The organism is Shimazuella kribbensis DSM 45090 (genome assembly GCF_000428065.1).
In the GTDB taxonomy this organism is placed as follows: domain Bacteria; phylum Bacillota; class Bacilli; order Thermoactinomycetales; family Thermoactinomycetaceae; genus Shimazuella; species Shimazuella kribbensis.
Genome location: NZ_ATZF01000006.1, coordinates 98,092 through 117,771 on the forward strand (window position 1 = coordinate 98,092; position 19,680 = coordinate 117,771).

Sequence of the window (19,680 nt, forward strand, 5' to 3'; positions counted from 1 at the left end):
AAACCCAAAGAGCAGAAGCAGCAGCAGGATACCGGTAATCTTTCGATTACGGCGAGGGTCTCGTGTTTCGACAAAATGCTTATGCATTTCCTTCTCCGACTAGGTGTTTCGATCAGAATGACGTTCGTTTGTTTTTGTGTCTAGGAGGCACTTTTTTCTCTCTCCTCTACCAGAAACCAAATGAGACTTTATCGCTCCAACTCCACAAAGCAGAGTTATTACGTTTTGTATTCTCGGTTAAGTTTAATTTTTCTCTACTATAATGTCAAAAAGAGTAAGATCACTTGACGTAAAACGTAATTATTCTTATTAAGAATACCTCTCTCTTTCTTGAAATGTCACCTTTTCTAGTAAAACGTGCGTCATCAAAAAACCAGTAGAAAGATACAATTTACAACTCTTCTATTTTTTCCTTGTTATTCTCTAAAAAAACAAAAAATATATTTATTTCCCCTTATTCACAATCGTTGTCATTTGCCGTATAATAAGTTTACGCAAGAACTAGTAAAACTAGTTGATCTGGGAGGATCAAAGTGAACGCTCAACCGAAGCAGGAAGCCGAACCCGAGCAGACGACCACGCGCCCTGAGCAGGTGCGGAATTCGCGCATTGCTCGTGCGCTGCTGAGTCCGGAGGCCGTGGGCCCGCGGGCGGCGCAGGAAGCTCGGGCCGTCATCTGCCGACGGTAATCCTCCTCGTGTTGACTGGGCTGCGAACGCAGCCCAGTCAACACCCACCGCCTATAATCTATTTTATTTATATAAAAGCACCTCAGGTCCATATGACCTTGAGGTGCTTCCTTTCTACCATCTTATTTTAGTTTAACTACTATCACATTCTGTTTTATCTTGTTCAAACAACCTAAAAGTAAGAAAAAATTCAAATTCTTTAATTATTCACACAAAAATATGGTCCATTTATATAAAATGGTAATTGCAATGACACTACAACATGATGGAGGAATAGTGATGAAACGTATTACATCTTTTGTGCTAGCTATGGTACTCAGCGCTGCCCTAGTATTTGTACCAAATCTAGTAGAAGCAAAACAAACAAAAGTGCAACAAACTTACCAAGTTACAGGACAGGCCCGAATTTGGGAAGCTACTTATCAATTTCGCGTAAAAGAAGGTAAAAAAGAACTAGTGAAAGGCTATGGCACAGCGTCTATGGGTGCACCTGAATGGGGAGACTTTAAAGAAACAATCAAAGTCACTCGTACAAAAGGAAGCAAATTGACACTAGAACTGTTTGAGGAAAGCATGGAAGATGGAAGTGAAATCAACAAATTAATAATTCCTTTGGATCAAATCAAAGGGAAAGTATATCAGAACAATGCATTTAGAAACGTAAAAGTAAGTTTGAAGTAGTTTTAAGATAATAAAGAAAAGCTGGTCGCTTTTTAAATAAGGCGATCAGCTTTTCTTTTTATCCATTCGAATAAATCAGGCGGCGCACGAAGACTCGGTCTCCGTGCGCCTGTACCCTTTGGAGGCTTACACCTCCTCTGCGAACTTCCGCAGCTTATCGCCGCACTTCTTGCGCTCGGGATGCCCCGGAAGCGGATCGTCCACGAGCGCATCGTTGAGTTCGATGAACGCTCGGAGAACTTCCCGAACCTGAGCATCCCCCTCGCGAGACCTCACCCGATAGGTTTCCGGGTTGTCGGGGCACCCGTACGAAAGGTTGTACGGATAGCGCTTGGCGTAGTAATGGGATTCAACCCACCGCCGCAACAGCCAGATCCGTCCATCCGTCACCGTGATGAAGTGATCGCCGTCGAGCATGTACCACTCCCCGACAGGCCACAAGAGCTCGAGGTGGACGTGGATCTGCTCTTCGGAACAGCCCTTCTCACGAAGCTTGCCGCCGGCTTCTTCGACTGTGCACTTCCTCAGGAGAGCTTGGCTGGCCTCTTCGTTGAGAGGGATGTGGGCATAACTCGCGTGAAACAGCGACATGAACTTCACGAAAAGTTCGGCTGAACGCTGCTCCAGTTCGGCTGAAGACATGCTTCCTCCAATGGGTGTGGTGGAACTTAATTTTTATTATACAAACTTCCTTTATATTTGAATAGTTCACTTAACTTTTTATCCAATTCTGGATAATAAAGAATTTTTCCTATTTGCTATCTATTAAATAATAGAAATCTCAGTTCAAATCCTCTGAATTTTTTCATGGTAAGATAGGAGTAGTCTTTATAAAATCCTCTTGATTTTACCTACATGAATTCATTACATAAGCAAGGATTTTATTAATATGATGGAAGCCCAACACAGAAGTTGGAGAGACAAGTTATCAGACTTATCCTACTCACACTCCCATTTACCATGACATATATCTAATAATGAACCTCACTCTTTCATTCATAAGACTCATAAAGAAATAGCATTTTTAATTTACTTATGGAGGTTATTGATATGGAAAAAATCATTGTAAAAAGTGGAGCGAAGCTTCAAGGAACCATCCGAGCACATGGTTCAAAAAATTCGGTACTTCCTTTAATTTCTGCTTCGATCTTAGCTTCTCGCAATCAAGTAGCCATTTCCAATGTGCCTACAGGATTAGAAGACGTCGCTACCATAACACAGTTATTACAGGCACTTGGCATCCGAGTAGCGGTCAAGGATGACGTCGTGACCATTCAAGCAGAAAAATTCGATTCGACTGAGGCTCCTTACGAATTGGTATGTAAAATGCGAGCTTCTGTTACCGTTCTTGGACCGCTGCTTGCACGAAAAAAATATGCGCGAGTGCCACTTCCTGGTGGATGTGCTATTGGAAGTCGTCCCATTGACCAACATCTAAAAGGACTAGAAGCACTTGGCGCAGAATTCACCATCGGTCATGGCTATGTCGAAGGATTTGTTCCTGATCAATTGAGAGGCAATAATGTTTATTTGGATATTCCCAGTGTAGGAGCTACCCAAAATATTCTCATGGCGGCGACGCTTGCAAAAGGGGTAACCAATATTGTAAACGCAGCATGCGAACCAGAAATTCAAGACTTAGCGCATTTCCTCAATCAGATGGGTGCAAGAATTGAAGGAGCTGGCACACCTTTTATTACCATCGAAGGAGTCGATTTTTTACGAGGAACCGAATATGCGGTGATACCAGACCGGATTGAAGTAGGCACCTATATGATTGCCGCTGCCATTACCAAAGGTGATGTATTTATTGAACATGCAAAATCCAAACACCTCACTTCTTTAATCGTCAAAATGCGTGAAATGGGTGTCACCGTGTTGGAATGCGAAAATGGAATCCATGTCAGCGGGACAGAGGAACTCAAGCCGGTAGATATTAAAACTCTGCCTTACCCTGGCTTTCCTACTGACCTGCAATCTCCTATGATGGTCTTACAACTGGCAGCAAATGGCACAAGTATGGCTACCGAGACGGTTTTTGAAGATCGGTTTATGCATGTAGAAGAATTCCGTCGAATGGGAGCAAACATCAAAATCAATGGGCAAACAGCTATGATTGAAGGTGGTCATTCGTTATCTGGTACACAAGTAATGGCTACCGATTTACGGGCAGGTGCTGCACTAGTCTTAGCTGGATTGATCGCAGATGGTGTGACCGAAGTAAGCGAATTGAGACATATTGATCGAGGTTATATTGATCTAGTAGGCCAATTAAAATCTTTGGGTGCAAAAATTGATAGATCCAATAAAGAAACCAATCCATTTTTCCAAAAAGAATCCCTTCCACAATAAGGAAAAAGCGTTCTAGACTAGTTATCTAGAACGCTTTTTTCATCATCAATTATGGAGTTCCGTATTGTCACTGATCCTTTTTCTTGCATTCGCTCTTTCCAACCGAAAAAGGATCATAATTTTTCCCATGAACATAAGTGATTCCATTGCCCATTTGTATAACTTCAGCATCTAGCAGAACAATCTCCATTGTTACCCCTTTTTCACTTGTGATCATAAGTTTACTGATCGACCTTTCTGTTAATTTTGATTCGCTCTCTCTTTCTGGTTTTTTATCAAAGTAACAATCAAACCGCATCTCTTCCCTACCTAATGTCATTCGGGAGACATTATAGAAACGCCATTGTGGAATCGATTGTACGGAATCCACAAATTCCTTCACTTTCTCTCGACACCCTTCTACCATTAAGCGTAAAGCCACCTATTTCACCTCACCTGAACTTAGAAAATTTATACATTTTTCTGATTTCCATACAAATCACCGCATAAAGCCATCTTTCATCATTATCTGATCCTTCCGGAAATAAAAAACGCACCATGTATCCTTTTTTTCTTTGAATTAATTCTTCTACGATTTGTAGTTTATGCAGATGCATCTGATCCGCAGCATACTGATATTCGTCTGCTATTTCTTGTAGTGCCTCCGTTACTTCCAATGGAGTAGATCGAATTTGCATAATCCAGTCTAAAGTCATCGCATCAAACCTAAAGTGCATTTACAGAATACCAAAAGAGGTAACTTCTACATAAAATATTAAATAATATTTTAAATTTTATCAATAATTATATTTATTTTATATATTCTTGGATTTCCGGCTATTACAGGAAGGATATGGTAACTTCGTCTCGAATTCTAAGATTATCCCTTTTCAATCTAAGAGGTGAGAAAATGACACTACCATTGGAGAAAATCGGTACTATCCTACGAAACAAACGGCGCGATTTGGGGCATCGGATCGAGGATATGGTAGACGAAAATATCTCTCGTTCCACCATTAGCAATGCAGAGCGGGGTTTACCCAATGTGACGGAATCGATGTATATTTATTACGCCGAAAAACTCAGTTTAGGAAGTTCGTTATTTGGCATCGTAGCTGAAAAAGAGCAAATGGAACAAGAAGCAGAGGAAGAATTAAAAGAGATCGAAAACGTCATCGCTGTTGATGCCGATGACTCCCTACAAAAATTAGATGAAATAAAAGAAAAGTATCAGATCAGCAAACGCGATAACCTCAATCCTCTCTACATATACTTATTAGGACGATGCGCTTATGAAAAGAAGAAATGGAAGAAATCCAAAGCATATTTCCATGAGGCAATCATGCTCTTTGAGCAAAAACAAAACTTAGCTAAAACCAACCTTAAAGCCGCTAGTTTTAATGAGCTAAGTAGGGTCGCATTTTTTGAAAATCAACTAGAAGATGCCCTACAATATAACATAGACGGATTCAACGTTTTTCACCCTGATGGCGAACGACCTAGGTATCAATTTCACTTTTTATTAAACAAAAGTATTTATTTGAGAAGATTGAACAAACCAGAAAAGGCACTAGAGGCAATCGAAGCATTACATGCAGCAGTTGAAAATGTGCCGAGTACCAAAATCTTTCTTTCTACTGTCCACCCATACACAATTGTTCAAATGTATAACATGTTTGCAGTTATTTTAATCGATCTGCAACTGTATGAAAAAGCACTTGATTATGCTTATCAAGGATGGGAAATCGCACAAAACAACAAATTTTTTGACTATGTATTGAGTTTACGTACTACAATTGGTACTATCTACTTCAAGCTTAACAATCTTACAAAAGCAGAGAAATATTTTCTATCAGCACTTAAATTACGAAAAAGCATTAAAGATGAATTTCCACTTGTTACTGCATTTATTCACCTGGGTCAACTTTATACGCAACAAAAAGAGTGGAAGAAAGCTGAAAAAGCACTAAAAGAAGCTATCTTCATAAGCGAGAAAAATCATGATATGATCAATTTGATTGATGGTTTTGTTTCGTTAGGAGATTGCTTGGTACAACAAGGAAATTTTTCTAAAGCGATTTATCCTTATCAAAAAGCTGAAGAATTACTTCAAACAAGTAATACAAGTGAAAAAAAATGTGAGATCGCCATTAACCTAGGCTTTTGTTATCAAAAACTTAGCAATCAAAAATTATTTGAAGAATATAGAAATAAAGTATTTCAAGTGAAAGCCGAAATGAGATGGGGTGAATTAGGATGACTGATCAGCCAGGAGGTAGCTGATATCTCTTATTCTATAACTTCACTAAAAACCAAGTAAATCGAAAAAGGATGAAAAGCATTAGCTCCCATCCTTTTTCTTATACTGCAAATTCCATACATCCCCAACTTACCCCTTCACACCCTGCTCCGCACTCCATGCCTCTTGCTGTTTCCGTATATGTACGATCTGCCCAATATGATAAGCATGGTGAATTGTCATATTGGATAATGCCAAAACCCATTCGTAATCCAAGTTTTCTTTGCTATTTAACTTTTCAGGATCTGCTTTTTCTAACTCCACACGCCAGTCGGATAAAATCTGCAAGCACTTTTCTGCGGTTTCTTGCCATCCTAATCCTTCCACCGTTTCAAAAGTGTTGTAGTCATGTGAGATATCCTCTATCTTTTTGCCTTGAAAACGATAGTAATAACGTTCGTTGTAAAAATTCAAATGGTTGACTAGTTCCCAAATAGAGTTGGTCATCTCACCTGATTTCCATGATGCTTGTTCTTCTGTTAATCCTTCTAGTGCATGTTTAAGGGAAACAAACCAATTATTTTGATCAAAGCAAGCAGTCCATTGTTCCAGTAACATATTTTTGTTGTTCATCGTGATTCCTCCATTTGACATCATAATCATTTGCATTGATCGATATTCTTTTAAATGACATAGAGTAATCTGAGCAAAACAAAATTTATCACTTCGTTACTATCTTCATCAACAAATCGATATCTGGTTCTACCCCTTCTTGTAACATAAGCCCAGTGATTACAGTAAAAAAGAAGTACAACAATTTTTCAGGATCGCCTTTACAAAAATCACCTGCTTGCTGTCCTCGAATAATAATTGGAACGAATTGCTCCATCCATTTGTGAGACGAATTTTGCTGGATGATTGCTTTGGCTTCTTCTGGAACTTCATCCGATGTTTGCACTTGTTGGATGAGCAGAAAAGATTGTTTGTTGCTCTCTTCTAACATTTGTTCTGTAATACTTCGCAAAAGTTCTACAGGCGTGCCAGTTTTCCATTCCATATTGTGAAAAGATTGGTTAGCTTCTTCCATTGCGTCTCGAACTAACTCCACATAGAGTTCATCTTTCGAAGTAAAATAACTATACGAAAGTCCTAAGCTAATTTTTGCTTCTTTGGCTATTAGTCTCATCGTTGTTCCAATGATTCCACGCCTTGCAAATACATGTAAAGCTGCTTTTTTAATTCGATCTCTTTTTTCATCTCTTATTTTACTTAGCTTTTCCTTATTTAATGGTGACAATTTGAAATCCTCCTATATATCATTTTATGTTATTCTAATTTGCTTTTCACTCGTTTCCCAAAGTCTCTGTGCTAAGTTTTGATCTTGTCCAATCAGAGCAGGTTCAATCGCTTTTTTATCCAAATAATAAAGTCCGCTTTGATCACTAACTTCATCAGAATCTGCTAACCAAACCATCGTCTCTGCTCCCTTCTCAGGAGTACGTGAAAACAATTTCATTACCGCCATTGTTGCTCTTGCTAATGCTCCGTTTTCTTGATTGAAGTTCGTTGCAACTAAACCAGGATCATAACAGTATGTGTGGATATTTGTATCTGCTACTATTTTAGCTAATTGAGAAGTAAATAATATATTTGCTAACTTACTTTGTCCATAACGAAGATTAGCACCGCCTAGCAAACTATTCCATCCTTTATATAGCTTATCTGCTCGTACATCATCTAGATCCATACCTTTTTTCGCCATTTTATGACCATGCGAAGCAGTCGTAATGATCCTTGCATGTTCGCTTTCTTTTAAACGGTCTAACAGCAATTCTGTCAGAAGAAATGGAGCTAGGTGATTGACTGCCCAAGTCTTCTCTATGCCATCTTCTGTAATTTGTTGTGTGACAAACATCGCACCAGCATTATGAATCAATATATCTATTTTTGGACAGGTATCTAATATTTTATTAGCAACTTGTTGAATAGATAGTTGACTAGACATATCGCCTACAAAAATCTGTGGAATCCGTTTTCCATTCGTTAATTGTTTGATTTCATCGACTACTGCTTGCGCCTTTTTCTCGTTTCGGACAATAAGACCAAGTTGTGCTCCTTGTAATGCCATTTCTTTTGCTGCTGCTAAACCGATGCCACTCGTAGCACCTGTAATAAGGATATATTTATTTTCCACAGTCCACTTTTTCGTCGTTGTATTTGTTTTCATGAAAATCTCTCCTCTGATTTTTTGAACGAACAGTTCGTTCAAAAAAATAATAACGCACTCCCCTTCTACTGTCAATAACTTTAATGAAAAAAATTATCGTACGATAGATGTGCTTCCTCACGACAAGGTATTTACCATTTTTTCTTATTTTCTGCTTCAAAGAAAAGATCTTTCATTCACTAGAAAAACTTCTCCATTGATCAAGGAATGTTGACCGTTTATAGAACTCCTAAAAATACCTACATTAAAAAACGTTCTGTACTTCACCAATTGGATACTCGTCACAATAATCTATATATTAATTCTTCTAGGTTATTTATTGTATTATAATAAATAGAAAGAAATATCTGCAAACATCACCTAGAGAGAAACGAAATGAACTGGCATCTACTGAAAGACATTCGACATAAACTGTGGAAAACGTTCGTAGAAAAGAGCCTTGGTAAGGCAGCACTCATTTCCAATGGCTTGCTTGTTTCGAACAAACTGGGTCTCACGGCCGTCGCCGCAGTCGGTGTGTCGGGCATGATCCTCCTTACCTTCAGCTTCCTGATCGATTCCTTGACCAATGTCACCAATACAAAGGTGGGCAAGACAATCGGTGAGGAAAAGGAAAAAGGCATTACCCAATCGCAAAAAGGGATAGTCGTTGTCCAAGGGTTTTACCAAGTCGCTCTGTTGAGCATCCTCCTCTCTGCCATTGCGATCGTATTTGCACCACAGCTCCTCTCAGCAATAGGAGCTGATCAAGCAACAGTAGAACAGGGAACTCCTTATCTGAGGATCTTTGGAGGATTCTACCTCATCGAGGGATTGAGGGATCTAGCAGCAACAGCATTGCAGGGGATGGAGGACTTCAAGTCCCCTTTGAAGGCGGGTTCTTGGATGAATGGCTTGCACATTGCCTTGGCAATTCTGGCCATTCAATTCCTCGAACTAGGTCTGGTTGGAGTCGCATGGGCAACTGTAATCAGTAAACTGGCTGGTCTTATGCTCCTGATCCGCCCCCTCAAGAGGCAAGCTTTCCAAAAGAGGATCCCTTGGAAACCGGAGTGGACGCTCCTAAAGAGCATGTTCTTCCTCTCCAAAGATACGATGATTCAATCGATCTTGACCCGCGTATCTTTGGTGTCCTATGGATCTGTGACCCTTTACATCAGCAACGAGGCATACGCAGCTCAGAAAATCCATACTGATGTAGTTCAGATCACTTATGTGTTGATGAATGCATTCATCGCAGTCATGTCTCCTAAGATTAGCACACTCTATGGAGAACGCACATCGATGCATCGTGAACTGCACGATATCCTCGAATTTCAAGAAAGAGACGGGATGGAGGATCAGGTACGAATTCACGAGCTAGTAGAAAAGAGAAAAAAGAAAGATCAGGAGCTCGTGAGCATGGTCAACAGCTTCCTAGGACTGACATGTCTGTTCATGGGGATATTGGCTGTTCTCCAGTATGTGACTTGGGAATGGATCGCGGATCTGTACACTGACGATCCAACCACCATCCAATTGTCGCATAAGGTTGCTCTATTGGCTCTCTTCTGGCTCGTCCCTTTCACCTGTTATTGTGTCATGTACAGGGGTGGACTTGGTCCAGTCGAAGACCGTAAGGGTAGCAGGAACAGCATGATCATCGCAACGGTACTCTGGATCGCTTCGTTGTGGGTAGTGAAAGACTGGGGATTGGATGCCATTCTGATCTCAAGGGTTCTCTTTGAAATTCTCAGGGGATCGCTTGTAGCTGGAAGGTTCTACTCCAAAAAATGGACTCGATGTCCATCATCTATCTGTGCTTCGCACAGTTAAACAAAACACCTCTTCGTCGGTAGATGGAGAGGTGTTGCCCATTTATTTGATTTAATCGACAAAAATAATACCAAGTAAGTTTCACCCTTATTTAAGAAATGAAACTCATTTCCATCCGCAACTTTTCATGTATTCTGCCTGCTTATAAATCAAAATAGATTTGATGGGCTGGGAATATCCTTTTTTCTCTTGTTTTTTTGATACGATCCCATCTTTGTTCCATCCTCTCACCTGTTTCTAATCCACCTTTATCTGGCGTAATCTCTCAAACTTAATATTTGTATAAAGTCTTACCCACTCAAGTATCCCAATATGATCAAAGCAACAAAGGCGCATGCATACCTAACACTGTATCGAGGACTTCCTTCATTTTGTAATACATCCTATCTTCTTCATTTCCAGCCTAAAGGTTGACGTAGCGGTATAGTCAATAGTAAAAATGTATACAATCGTCCCACCTATAAAAATAAAAGAGAGGTAAAGAAAAAAGCTCTCCTGTTTAAAAAATTGGAGAGCTTAATTTCAATTGTCTATGCTTTGTTTTGTACATATTCCCCTGTAAACACAAATGCCGCAGGCCCTGTCATATAGACATGGTTATCTTCTTCATTCCAATCAATCAGCAGATCCCCACCAAGCAGATGGATCATCGCTTTTCGCTCTGCTTTGCCATTCAGATGACTTGCAACTAATACTGCGCAAGCACCTGATCCACAAGCCATTGTCTCCCCTACTCCTCGCTCCCATACACGCATGGTAATCTCTTGTGGAGAGTGGATGTTAACAAATTCGATATTCGCCTTCTCTGGGAAGGCTTTATCTAATTCAATTTTTGGTCCAACACCCTTAACTAGTTCATCAGATAACGTTTCTACCTCTATCACAGCATGAGGATTGCCCATGGAAACAGCGGTAAAGGCATAAGATTGATCTTCTATCACAACATGATCATGAATCGACTTTGACGCAACAGGTATTTGGGATGGTACAAGAATGGGTTCACCCATATCAACTTGTACCAATTCCACTATTCCTGCTTTTACTTGCATTACGATCTGCTGGATTCCTCTTATTGTTTCTACCAATATTTCGGTTTTGCTGTTGTCCATTCTCTCATAGTAGTATTTAGAAACACAACGAACAGCATTTCCACATTGCTGTGCTTCTGTACCATCTGCATTGAAAATGCGCATTTGAACATCCGCTTGCTCTGATGGTGTAATAAAAACGAGCCCATCAGCACCTATTCCTGTATGACGATCACAAACTTGTTTTGCTAATTCGGATACATCAGAAGGAAACTCGTCTTCTATTTGGACGACAACAAAATCATTGCCTAAGCCATGCATTTTATGAAATCTCATGGTGGTGTGTTTCCTTTCTATTGAGCCACTGTTTTTTTAATCGGTTTTCTTAATTGATCCATCAATCCAGCTAAGATTACAGGCAAAGTAGAGGTGACGATAATCAATACCCACTCATGCATTTGCAGTGGTACCGTATGGAAAATTGGTTGAAGTGGTGGATAGTAAATGACAACAACAAGTAAGAACATCGAGATTAGAACTGCCAAACACAAAGTCCAGTTTGTAAATGGGTTTCTCTCAAATATCGTACCCATCGATCTACAGTCAAACACATAAATAAGTTGTGAAAAGACAAGGGTGGCAAATGCTACCGTTTGAGCTAACTCTAGTTGTCCACCTTCATGGTAGGTAACCCAAAATGCCATCAAGGAACATGAACCAATCAATAGTCCACGAGTGAGGATTTTCCACCCTACACGCCTTGCAAAGATACTTTCTTTCCCATTTCGCGGTGCTCGAGACATCGTATCTTCTTCTGCAGGGTCCACTCCAAGTGCCATCGCTGGCAGTCCATCTGTCACCAAGTTCACCCATAAAATTTGAATTGGGATAAGCGGTAAGGGAAGTCCCATTAACATGGCAAAAAACATAACCAATATTTCCCCTACATTACTTGCAAGCAAATAACTGATGAACTTTTGTATATTATCATAAATGTGTCGTCCTTCTTCAATAGCAGAGACAATTGTAGCAAAGTTATCATTGGCTAAAATGAGAGAAGAAGCTTCTTTGGATACATCTGTACCTGTTTTCCCCATGGCAATCCCAATATCTGCTGCTTTGATTGCTGGAGCATCGTTTACTCCATCGCCTGTCATCGCAACTACATGTCCTTTTTGTTGTAATGCCGAAACAATTTTTAACTTATGTTCTGGGGATACACGAGCGTACACATCTATCTTTTCTACCTCTTGCAGAAAGGTACGATCATCCATATTGTAGATATCTCGTCCTGTTACTGTCAAACCATTTGGTCGTTTGATCCCTAGTTGGATAGCAATCGCTTCGGCTGTTGCTTGATGATCTCCTGTGATCATCACAGTCCGAATTCCCGCTCGACGGCATAGCTTTATCGCATGCTTCACTTCTTTACGAGGTGGATCAATTATTCCGACAAGCCCAACAAATACGAGATTTTTCTCCAATTGTTTTTCTGATTGCTGCTGAATGTTCCCAGATAGTTCTCGAAAAGCAAAAGCAAGATTTCGCAGTGCATTGGAAGCCAGATGTTCATTTTGATCTAATAACTGTTGCCGCACTTTCGCCGTTATCGGCTCCACATGTCCATTTAGATAGATATGGGTACAATCTCGAATCAAAACATCTGGAGCACCTTTCACAAATAATTTGCGGTTCTTTTTGGAATCTTCTACTGCGATGGACATCATCTTTCTCTCTGAATCAAAAGGATGTTCTTTGATTTTGTCCCAATTACTTTCCAAACCTCCTCTCGTGACTCCACCCTGTGCACCCATGACCAATAAAGCACCTTCCGTTGGATCACCTTCGTATGTAATATTATTACCTTTTTGAATCAGGCTGGCATTATTACATAATACAGCTATCTGTAAAAGCCTTTGTAACATTGGATTTTGATGTTTTTTAAGTAATTCACTTTCATCCTCGAGCGAAATCAATTGAGAATTAGTATAGATGTGAGTAACCGTCATCTTGTTTTCTGTTAAGGTACCTGTTTTATCGGAACAAATCACAGAAGCACAGCCTAATGTCTCAACAGAAGGCAATTTTCGTACGATCGCTTGACGTTTGATCATTCGTTGTACACCTAGAGCTAGAGCAATCGTCACAATTGCAGGTAGACCTTCAGGAATAGCCGCTACCGCCAAACTCACTCCCGCCAAAAACATATTGTACAAATCATGACCATGCATCACACCAGTTACTACAACCAATGCAGTTAAAAAAAGAGCTACAACAATCAAGATTTTCCCCAATTGCTCCAATCGTCTTTGCAAAGGGGTTACATTTTGTTCCGTACTTTGGATCAAATGGGCAATACGTCCCATTTCGGTATCCATACCTGTATGAACGACAATACCAATGCCAGAACCTTTGACAACCATCGTCCCCATAAAACTCATATTGTGGTAATCTGCTAAGGTTAGGTCACTTTGGTTTAAGGGTTCGATTATTTTTTCTACAGGTAAGGATTCACCTGTCAGAGCTGATTCTTCCACCATTAATCCAGTCAACTCCACCCAACGAATATCCGCAGGGATACGATCTCCACTCGAAAGCGAAACAACATCACCAGGTACGATTAAAGCTGCATCGATTCGAACCCACTCACCACCACGAAAAACCTTTGCCATTGGAGCAGATAATTTTTTCAACGCTGATAAAGAACGCTCTGCCTTTACTTCTTGGACAAAACCTAATATGGAATTCAACACGATAATACTAAGAATCGCAATCGCATCCACATACTCTCCTAACAAGCCAGAGATCAGTGTGGCTACAAGTAAGATCAGCACCATAAAATCTTGAAACTGATTAAAAAACAGCGCCAATAAGGAAGCTTTTTTTCCTTCAGACAGCTGATTATTGCCGACTTTTGCCAGCCGTTTTTTGGCTTCTTTCTCTTGCAAGCCTGTTGCCTTGTTCACTTGAAAATACTCTGCTACTTCCTCCGTTGTCCATCCCACAAATCGTGATGAATCAGACATGTTCTTCCTCCTTGTCCCACAACCTTCTCTTTTCATCCTATGCAGGATAAACAAGCTTAGAAGTAAAGAATGGTGTTAAAATCGGCGATCATGTACAATGGGTTAGATAAGGAGTGGAGCCTCAATGTCTTTTGACGGAACCGTTACTCGTGCTGTCACGCACGAATTACATAATGAACTAGCAACTGGTCGTATCACGAAAATCTATCAACCTAGCTCATTGGAAATCGTATTTACTATCCGTGCCAAAGGAAAAAACCATCGGTTGATGTTATCTTGTCATCCTATTTATGCAAGATGCCATCTCACCACAGCAACTTATGAAAATCCGACAGAACCTCCTATGTTTTGCATGGTATTGCGCAAGCAATTAGAAGGCGGCATTATTGAGCGTATTGAACAAGTAGAACTGGAAAGAGTCATCCATATTTGGCTAAAAGGAAAAAACGAACTCGGGGATATTGTCGAACGGCAACTTATCATCGAAATCATGGGTCGGCATAGTAATCTTATCTTAGTAGATCCAACATCGAATAAAGTAATCGATGCAATGCGTCGAGTTGGTTTCCAAACTAGCCAATACCGCCAAGTACTGCCAGGAGTAACGTACATCGCTCCACCTGATCAAGGAAAAATGAATCCATTGACCGTTGAACATGATGCATTCATTTCCAGCTTGGATTACAATGCAGGCCAGTTATCCAAACAATTAACCAATCATTTTATGGGATTAGGGCCATTAACGACAGAAGAAATATTGCATCGAGCTGAGCTCGGAAATCGCGAATCTCTTTGGGAATCCTTTCATACATGGCAACAAAATATGTTGCAGCATCGTTATCAACCTGAAATGGTGACCGTTCAAAATCGTACGCTTTTTTCCTGTCTTCCCTTAACGAATAAACAAGGGAAACACCGCATTTTCGAATCGATAAGCCAATGTTTAGACGCCTTTTATGCGGATAAAGCAGAACGCGACCGTGTTGGCCAACAAACTCAAGCATTGGTACAAAAACTTACACGAGATGTAGAAAAAAACAAACGAAAAATCAAGATTCTGCAAAAAGAAATAGCGAATTCTGCCAAAGCAGAAACAGCAAAGCTTTATGGGGAGCTGCTTACTACCTATTTACACCAGATCAATCGAGGGGACAAAGCAGTAACAGTCATAAATTATTATGAAGAGTCCGAAAACGAAGTAACCATACCACTCAATCCGACCCTTTCTCCAAATGAAAATGCACAGCGATACTATAAAAAATATCAAAAATTAAAAGCGGGAAAAAAATACAACGAAGAGCAAATTCAAATTGCCGAAGAAGAAATTTATTATCTCGAATCCGTCCTAGCACAGCTTGCCCTAGCAAATCTAGCAGAAGTAGAACAAATAAGAGAAGAATTGACAGAAGAAGGCTGGATCAAAAAACAAATCAAAAAAGGACGCCAAAAACTTTCTCAACCTACTCCCACTTCTTATATTGCAACAGATGGAACAACCATATTAGTAGGAAAAAACAACAAACAAAATGACAGATTGACACATCAAATTGCTAGAAAATCAGATACTTGGCTTCATACCAAAGATATACCTGGTTCTCATGTTGTTATTCGATCAGATCAAATTTCCGAAAATACACTACTGGAAGCCGCTATGCTAGCAGCCTATTTTAGTAAAGCAAGAGAATCGAGTCAGGTTCCTGTAGATTACACCTCAGTCAAACATGTAAAAAAACCATCAGGGGCAAGACCTGGTTATGTCATATATGTGGATCAAAAAACGCTCTATGTTACACCTGAACAACAAAAACTAGAATCCATCCTTAAAAATAGAAAAAACTGACGCTATCAAGTAGTGTCAGTTTTATTTTATAGCTTCATTACTATATCTTATGATTTGTTAAGGAGTAGTTGTTTGTACAGGTACCGTGTTCGCTTCTCGATAATCCAATGTACGTTGTCCAATCCGAAACGCAACAAACGTAGCCATACTAATAATCGCAAAGAAAAGAAACGTATACCCGCTGCCCCACCATTGAAATAACTCTCCACCTAAAGCAGAACCAACAAAATAACCAATATAAGAGAAATTTGTTGTTCCTAGATAAGTTCCTTGCAAAGAACGATTTAAATTTGCAATCGATTCTCTCCAGAGGGGATAGAATAAAATTTCAGATAAAGAAATGAACAAAAACCCTAAGAAATACAAGGGAATCCAACTATTAATGAAGCAAAAGAAACCTAACATAACAAATACAACACTTAAAAGCATCATAGAAGATAAAGAACGTTTCTCAGCCCAATTCATCAGTGGTGTAGTTATAATTACTGCCACAAGTGCATTGAGCAAACTTAAGGGCGAATACCAACTAAACAACTGAGCTGCTTGTAGTGCAAGCGGAAGTGTCGAATCAATTTGTATATAGGCAACAGCAAAAATGGTCCCAGCTAAAATATACCATTTGAGCGTTTGATCTGCCCACAATACGCGTAATGTCGCTTTTAAAGTGATCGTTTGTTTTTCTACCTTTCTGATACTTTTGGATCGAAAAAAGGGATCCAGTAGTAAAAAAAGCGTAAATACACAGGCAGAACCAATAAATACTTCGCTCCCAAACGATTTTGATAGTTCTGTACCAATAAACGGTCCAATCATAATACCTGCATTAAATGCTATATAATTAAGTTTAGAAACATTGGTCTGTTTTGATACATCAACAGATCGATACATTCTAGTCAATAATAATGGATCAATCGAAGTTCGGCCTATTCCATTAATCAAACTAATAATGAGTAGTAAGTAAAAGTTATCCACATAAGCAAATCCGATAAAGGATAGCAACCAAACAATCATCACAGAGAAATAAACCGGTTTTGTACCGATCCGATCAGATAAGTAACCAATCAAAGGACCAGCTATTGACCCCAAAATCCATCCACTACCAATGATCCATCCTATTTCTGTAGCGTCCATTCCGATTTTCCCTAAGTAAATAATCATAAAGGGAAGCAAAACAAAAGTAATCATTCGAGTAGTAAAGGAAATCAAAACCAAAAACCAAACTTCCCGATTAAATCCCCGATAGGTAGTAAATATAGAAGAAATATTTGTCACCCTCTTTCCTAGCAAACCTGTGGGACTCCGACTCTATTAAACTCCGATCTCTACTGTTTCTAACCTATTTTCATGATCCCACTCTACTCGACTTGTAAACCATTCACAAATCTCTACGGTACGAGCTTTTAATCCTTCTTCCGTTTCACTCTCAAATATCATGTATGCATAGGGATAATCATAATTCACATCTTTTGGATATTCTTGTCCGACTTTTCCTAAAAGTTGATAGTCTACGACCCAGTCCGGCGGATTATCGATCGGCAGGGAGACGATACGGCCTTCTTTGGGTGTAAAATAGACAAACCCATACAATTTTTCTGGATTGTGATTTTCCCCATCATTTGGCAAATGGATAGGTGTTTCTACATGAATTTGAAACATCAATTTAACCAAATCTACGTCGTACGTATAATCGATACAATGAGGAAGATGGCTGCCTGGACAGCGACATGCAATTTCACATAACACAATGTCGTCATCAACAGTATGAAATAACTCAGCATGAAATACTGCATGTTTTGGAGTATCTAATGCTTGAATCATCTTTTTCGTATATGCTATCAATCGTTTGGATAATGGATTTGTTGGATGAAGAATCCAATTCCCATTGATCCCACTACTATCTAGATCAATTAAGTTTCCACCTACATACTCACTTGTACTAATAAATACTACTTCATCGTTTATCACGACTCCGTCGACTGTATATAGTGTACCTTCGATGTATTCTTCTGCCTCATATCCCAAAAAAATGGGCTTACTTCGTAGATAGTCGTCCAAATCATGCTCGCTCCAAAGAACCTTTACACCAATCGAACCAAATGCAGAAAGGGGCTTCAGTAGAACAGGAAAACCATTTTCATCAATAAAGGAAAGTAAATCCATCTCATCATGTAACCTGCGATATCGTGGTACACGAAGTCCTCCAGCTTTTACTTTGTCTTTCATATAGACTTTGTCACGATATTGCAAAGCACTGTCGCTACTCTGTAGACCTTCTATATTCAAATGTTCTCTTAACTTCGCAGATCGAATCATATCTAATTCTGTAGGGCCGATAATTTTACGAAATGTATGTTTCTTATGTAACTGCATAGCCCTACGCATCACCATGGGATTACTCCAAAAATCAGAAAATGTTTCAATATAAGCAAATTTGTCTTTTAGAAAGAAATCTACAATTTCATCACTTGTTAATAGAAATAGTTCCTCTCCTAGTGATTCATACCAATCATGTACTGCAAATTTCCTTGCACAGAGGACTAATATCATCTTGTTTTCCAACTTTCTATTTTTATTATGAGATTACTGTAAATCCCATGAAACTTGTGATGTAAACCATTGACATACGTTTTGGATTCGTTTTTTTAATTGTAGTTCGGACGGAGCTTCGAGTAACATATGAGCAATTCTCCCAAAAGCATAAGAATCTTTTGCAAAAGACTGACCTACTTTTCCAAAAACACAGTATTCAAAGACACCCTCTGGAGGATCTCCTTCTGGAAGAGACAAAAGCTTACCTTGTTCACCATTAAAATAAAGCCATGCTGATAAGCGTGATGGTGTATGATTTTCTCCATTATTAGAAAAAGAATAGGGAGCACCCGCCTGCAATTGTACATGTGCTTGTGTCATATCAATTCCAAACGTATGGTAAGCACTTGGTGCGATATGAGCTCCACAAGGCCTACTCGCTATTTCACATAAAACAATATCATCCTCTTGTGTATAAAAAATCTCGGCATGAAATGCTGTATCCGAGGGAGTTTCTAGAGCCTCTATGACTTTTTTACAGTAAGCGGTCATTCTCTTGAACAATGGATTTTGTGGGTGCAACTGAAAACTTCCTGTGATCCCACTATGGTCCAGATCAATAAAGTTCCCTCCTACTGCTTCGGAGACACAAATAAATGCAATTTCTCCATCTTTCACAATCCCATCTACGGTGTGCAGCGTGCCATTTATAAATTCCTCTACTTCCAAATTAGATAAATCTGGTTTCTGTTTTATAAAATCATCTAGTTCTTCTTCTGTATGAAGAATCGTAGTTCCAATTGATCCAAAACCATCTATGGGCTTTACTATCACAGGATATCTGTTGCTATCCAAAAAAGTATGCAAATCTACTATATCGTTGATTCTGTTATACTTCGGCACACGCAACCCCGATTCTGCAACTTTGTCTTTCATTGTTACTTTATCTCTGTAATTCATTGCGCTTTGTATATGCTGACCATCAATATGAAAGTATTCACGCAATTTTGCTGCCAAAACAATATCCCCTTCAAAAGCGGCAACTACTTTACGAAAGGAATAGGTGCGATGCAACTGGATGGCACGATGATAAACAAGCGGATGATGCAAATAATTGTCAATGATCTCCATATGAGCAAATGCATCCTTTGGATAAGAAGATGCAGTTTCCCTACTTGTAATGAGTACTAGAGGTTCGTCTAATGATGCAAATAATTTTTCATATGGCGTTCGCTCATGAGGAGCGAAATTAAGAATTAAAATACTCATTGTACA

Annotated in this window: 16 protein-coding genes; 5 read left to right on the forward strand and 11 right to left on the reverse strand. The window is 39.4% G+C overall.

Going from position 1 to position 19,680, the window contains the following annotated elements; genetic code table 11:
• The first annotated feature begins 968 nt into the window (after nucleotides 1–968).
• The gene (locus A3GQ_RS24115) at nucleotides 969–1,370 is read left to right on the forward strand and encodes a Gmad2 immunoglobulin-like domain-containing protein (protein WP_051271604.1); all 402 of its coding nucleotides are present in this window, start codon (nucleotides 969–971) and stop codon (nucleotides 1,368–1,370) included.
• Nucleotides 1,371–1,496: 126 nt separating this feature from the next.
• Here the strand turns inward: A3GQ_RS24115 and A3GQ_RS0110825 are convergent, their stop codons facing one another.
• Nucleotides 1,497–2,012 carry a hypothetical protein gene (locus tag A3GQ_RS0110825; RefSeq protein WP_028777062.1) on the reverse strand — a complete coding sequence of 172 codons (516 nt, stop codon included), beginning with the start codon at nucleotides 2,010–2,012 and terminating at the stop codon, nucleotides 1,497–1,499.
• Nucleotides 2,013–2,420: 408 nt separating this feature from the next.
• Between A3GQ_RS0110825 and murA the strand changes: the two genes are divergently transcribed.
• A complete protein-coding gene (gene murA, locus A3GQ_RS0110830; RefSeq protein WP_028777063.1) occupies nucleotides 2,421–3,722 on the forward strand; it encodes a UDP-N-acetylglucosamine 1-carboxyvinyltransferase in 1,302 nt (433 codons plus the stop codon).
• Nucleotides 3,723–3,789: 67 nt separating this feature from the next.
• Here the strand turns inward: murA and A3GQ_RS0110835 are convergent, their stop codons facing one another.
• Both A3GQ_RS0110835 and A3GQ_RS0110840 read right to left on the reverse strand, forming a co-directional pair.
• Complete coding sequence (locus tag A3GQ_RS0110835) at nucleotides 3,790–4,143, reverse strand: hypothetical protein (protein WP_156877662.1); 354 nt, start codon at nucleotides 4,141–4,143, stop codon at nucleotides 3,790–3,792.
• 10 nt (nucleotides 4,144–4,153) lie between these two features.
• Nucleotides 4,154–4,438, reverse strand: coding sequence for a hypothetical protein (locus tag A3GQ_RS0110840; RefSeq protein ID WP_156877663.1), 285 nt, complete (start codon nucleotides 4,436–4,438; stop codon nucleotides 4,154–4,156).
• Between the two features lie 173 nt (nucleotides 4,439–4,611).
• Here A3GQ_RS0110840 and A3GQ_RS0110845 point away from each other — a divergent pair, with 173 nt between their 5' ends.
• The gene (locus A3GQ_RS0110845) at nucleotides 4,612–5,961 is read left to right on the forward strand and encodes a tetratricopeptide repeat protein (RefSeq protein ID WP_028777066.1); all 1,350 of its coding nucleotides are present in this window, start codon (nucleotides 4,612–4,614) and stop codon (nucleotides 5,959–5,961) included.
• A 129-nt stretch (nucleotides 5,962–6,090) separates the two neighbouring features.
• Here the strand turns inward: A3GQ_RS0110845 and A3GQ_RS0110850 are convergent, their stop codons facing one another.
• From A3GQ_RS0110850 to A3GQ_RS0110860, 3 genes are all read right to left on the reverse strand, one after another.
• Complete coding sequence (locus A3GQ_RS0110850; RefSeq protein ID WP_028777067.1) at nucleotides 6,091–6,573, reverse strand: DinB family protein; 483 nt, start codon at nucleotides 6,571–6,573, stop codon at nucleotides 6,091–6,093.
• Nucleotides 6,574–6,661: 88 nt separating this feature from the next.
• Complete coding sequence (locus A3GQ_RS0110855) at nucleotides 6,662–7,237, reverse strand: TetR/AcrR family transcriptional regulator (RefSeq protein WP_028777068.1); 576 nt, start codon at nucleotides 7,235–7,237, stop codon at nucleotides 6,662–6,664.
• A 24-nt stretch (nucleotides 7,238–7,261) separates the two neighbouring features.
• Nucleotides 7,262–8,167 (reverse strand): SDR family NAD(P)-dependent oxidoreductase, encoded by a 906-nt coding sequence (locus A3GQ_RS0110860; protein ID WP_028777069.1) that lies wholly within the window; start codon nucleotides 8,165–8,167, stop codon nucleotides 7,262–7,264.
• A gap of 375 nt (nucleotides 8,168–8,542) precedes the next feature.
• Between A3GQ_RS0110860 and A3GQ_RS0110865 the strand changes: the two genes are divergently transcribed.
• Nucleotides 8,543–9,982, forward strand: coding sequence for an MATE family efflux transporter (locus A3GQ_RS0110865; protein ID WP_028777070.1), 1,440 nt, complete (start codon nucleotides 8,543–8,545; stop codon nucleotides 9,980–9,982).
• A 530-nt stretch (nucleotides 9,983–10,512) separates the two neighbouring features.
• Here the strand turns inward: A3GQ_RS0110865 and dapF are convergent.
• A complete protein-coding gene (gene dapF, locus A3GQ_RS0110875) occupies nucleotides 10,513–11,346 on the reverse strand; it encodes a diaminopimelate epimerase (protein ID WP_028777071.1) in 834 nt (277 codons plus the stop codon).
• 17 nt (nucleotides 11,347–11,363) lie between these two features.
• On the reverse strand, nucleotides 11,364–14,036 hold the full coding sequence (locus A3GQ_RS0110880) for a calcium-translocating P-type ATPase, SERCA-type (RefSeq protein WP_037464649.1): 2,673 nt from the start codon (nucleotides 14,034–14,036) through the stop codon (nucleotides 11,364–11,366).
• Nucleotides 14,037–14,160: 124 nt separating this feature from the next.
• Between A3GQ_RS0110880 and A3GQ_RS0110885 the strand changes: the two genes are divergently transcribed.
• Nucleotides 14,161–15,876 (forward strand): Rqc2 family fibronectin-binding protein, encoded by a 1,716-nt coding sequence (locus A3GQ_RS0110885; RefSeq protein ID WP_028777073.1) that lies wholly within the window; start codon nucleotides 14,161–14,163, stop codon nucleotides 15,874–15,876.
• A gap of 57 nt (nucleotides 15,877–15,933) precedes the next feature.
• Here the strand turns inward: A3GQ_RS0110885 and A3GQ_RS0110890 are convergent, their stop codons facing one another.
• The 3 genes from A3GQ_RS0110890 to A3GQ_RS0110900 are packed head-to-tail and all read right to left on the reverse strand — an operon-like array spanning nucleotide 15,934 to nucleotide 19,674.
• Complete coding sequence (locus tag A3GQ_RS0110890; protein ID WP_028777074.1) at nucleotides 15,934–17,148, reverse strand: MFS transporter; 1,215 nt, start codon at nucleotides 17,146–17,148, stop codon at nucleotides 15,934–15,936.
• A gap of 36 nt (nucleotides 17,149–17,184) precedes the next feature.
• Nucleotides 17,185–18,423 (reverse strand): ATP-grasp domain-containing protein, encoded by a 1,239-nt coding sequence (locus A3GQ_RS0110895; RefSeq protein WP_028777075.1) that lies wholly within the window; start codon nucleotides 18,421–18,423, stop codon nucleotides 17,185–17,187.
• Between the two features lie 33 nt (nucleotides 18,424–18,456).
• Nucleotides 18,457–19,674 (reverse strand): ATP-grasp domain-containing protein, encoded by a 1,218-nt coding sequence (locus A3GQ_RS0110900; RefSeq protein WP_028777076.1) that lies wholly within the window; start codon nucleotides 19,672–19,674, stop codon nucleotides 18,457–18,459.
• Between the last annotated feature and the right edge of the window lie 6 nt (nucleotides 19,675–19,680).

Bases quoted from the DNA above. Each gene is read 5' to 3' on its own strand.
- A3GQ_RS24115 (WP_051271604.1), top strand. From the start codon at position 969: ATGAAACGTATTACATCTTTTGTGCTAGCTATGGTACTCAGCGCTGCC.
- A3GQ_RS0110825 (WP_028777062.1), bottom strand. From the start codon at position 2,012: ATGTCTTCAGCCGAACTGGAGCAGCGTTCAGCCGAACTTTTCGTGAAG.
- murA (WP_028777063.1), top strand. From the start codon at position 2,421: ATGGAAAAAATCATTGTAAAAAGTGGAGCGAAGCTTCAAGGAACCATC.
- A3GQ_RS0110840 (WP_156877663.1), bottom strand. From the start codon at position 4,438: ATGCACTTTAGGTTTGATGCGATGACTTTAGACTGGATTATGCAAATT.
- A3GQ_RS0110845 (WP_028777066.1), top strand. From the start codon at position 4,612: ATGACACTACCATTGGAGAAAATCGGTACTATCCTACGAAACAAACGG.
- A3GQ_RS0110850 (WP_028777067.1), bottom strand. From the start codon at position 6,573: ATGAACAACAAAAATATGTTACTGGAACAATGGACTGCTTGCTTTGAT.
- A3GQ_RS0110860 (WP_028777069.1), bottom strand. From the start codon at position 8,167: ATGAAAACAAATACAACGACGAAAAAGTGGACTGTGGAAAATAAATAT.
- A3GQ_RS0110865 (WP_028777070.1), top strand. From the start codon at position 8,543: ATGAACTGGCATCTACTGAAAGACATTCGACATAAACTGTGGAAAACG.
- dapF (WP_028777071.1), bottom strand. From the start codon at position 11,346: ATGAGATTTCATAAAATGCATGGCTTAGGCAATGATTTTGTTGTCGTC.
- A3GQ_RS0110880 (WP_037464649.1), bottom strand. From the start codon at position 14,036: ATGTCTGATTCATCACGATTTGTGGGATGGACAACGGAGGAAGTAGCA.
- A3GQ_RS0110885 (WP_028777073.1), top strand. From the start codon at position 14,161: ATGTCTTTTGACGGAACCGTTACTCGTGCTGTCACGCACGAATTACAT.
- A3GQ_RS0110895 (WP_028777075.1), bottom strand. From the start codon at position 18,423: ATGATATTAGTCCTCTGTGCAAGGAAATTTGCAGTACATGATTGGTAT.
- A3GQ_RS0110900 (WP_028777076.1), bottom strand. From the start codon at position 19,674: ATGAGTATTTTAATTCTTAATTTCGCTCCTCATGAGCGAACGCCATAT.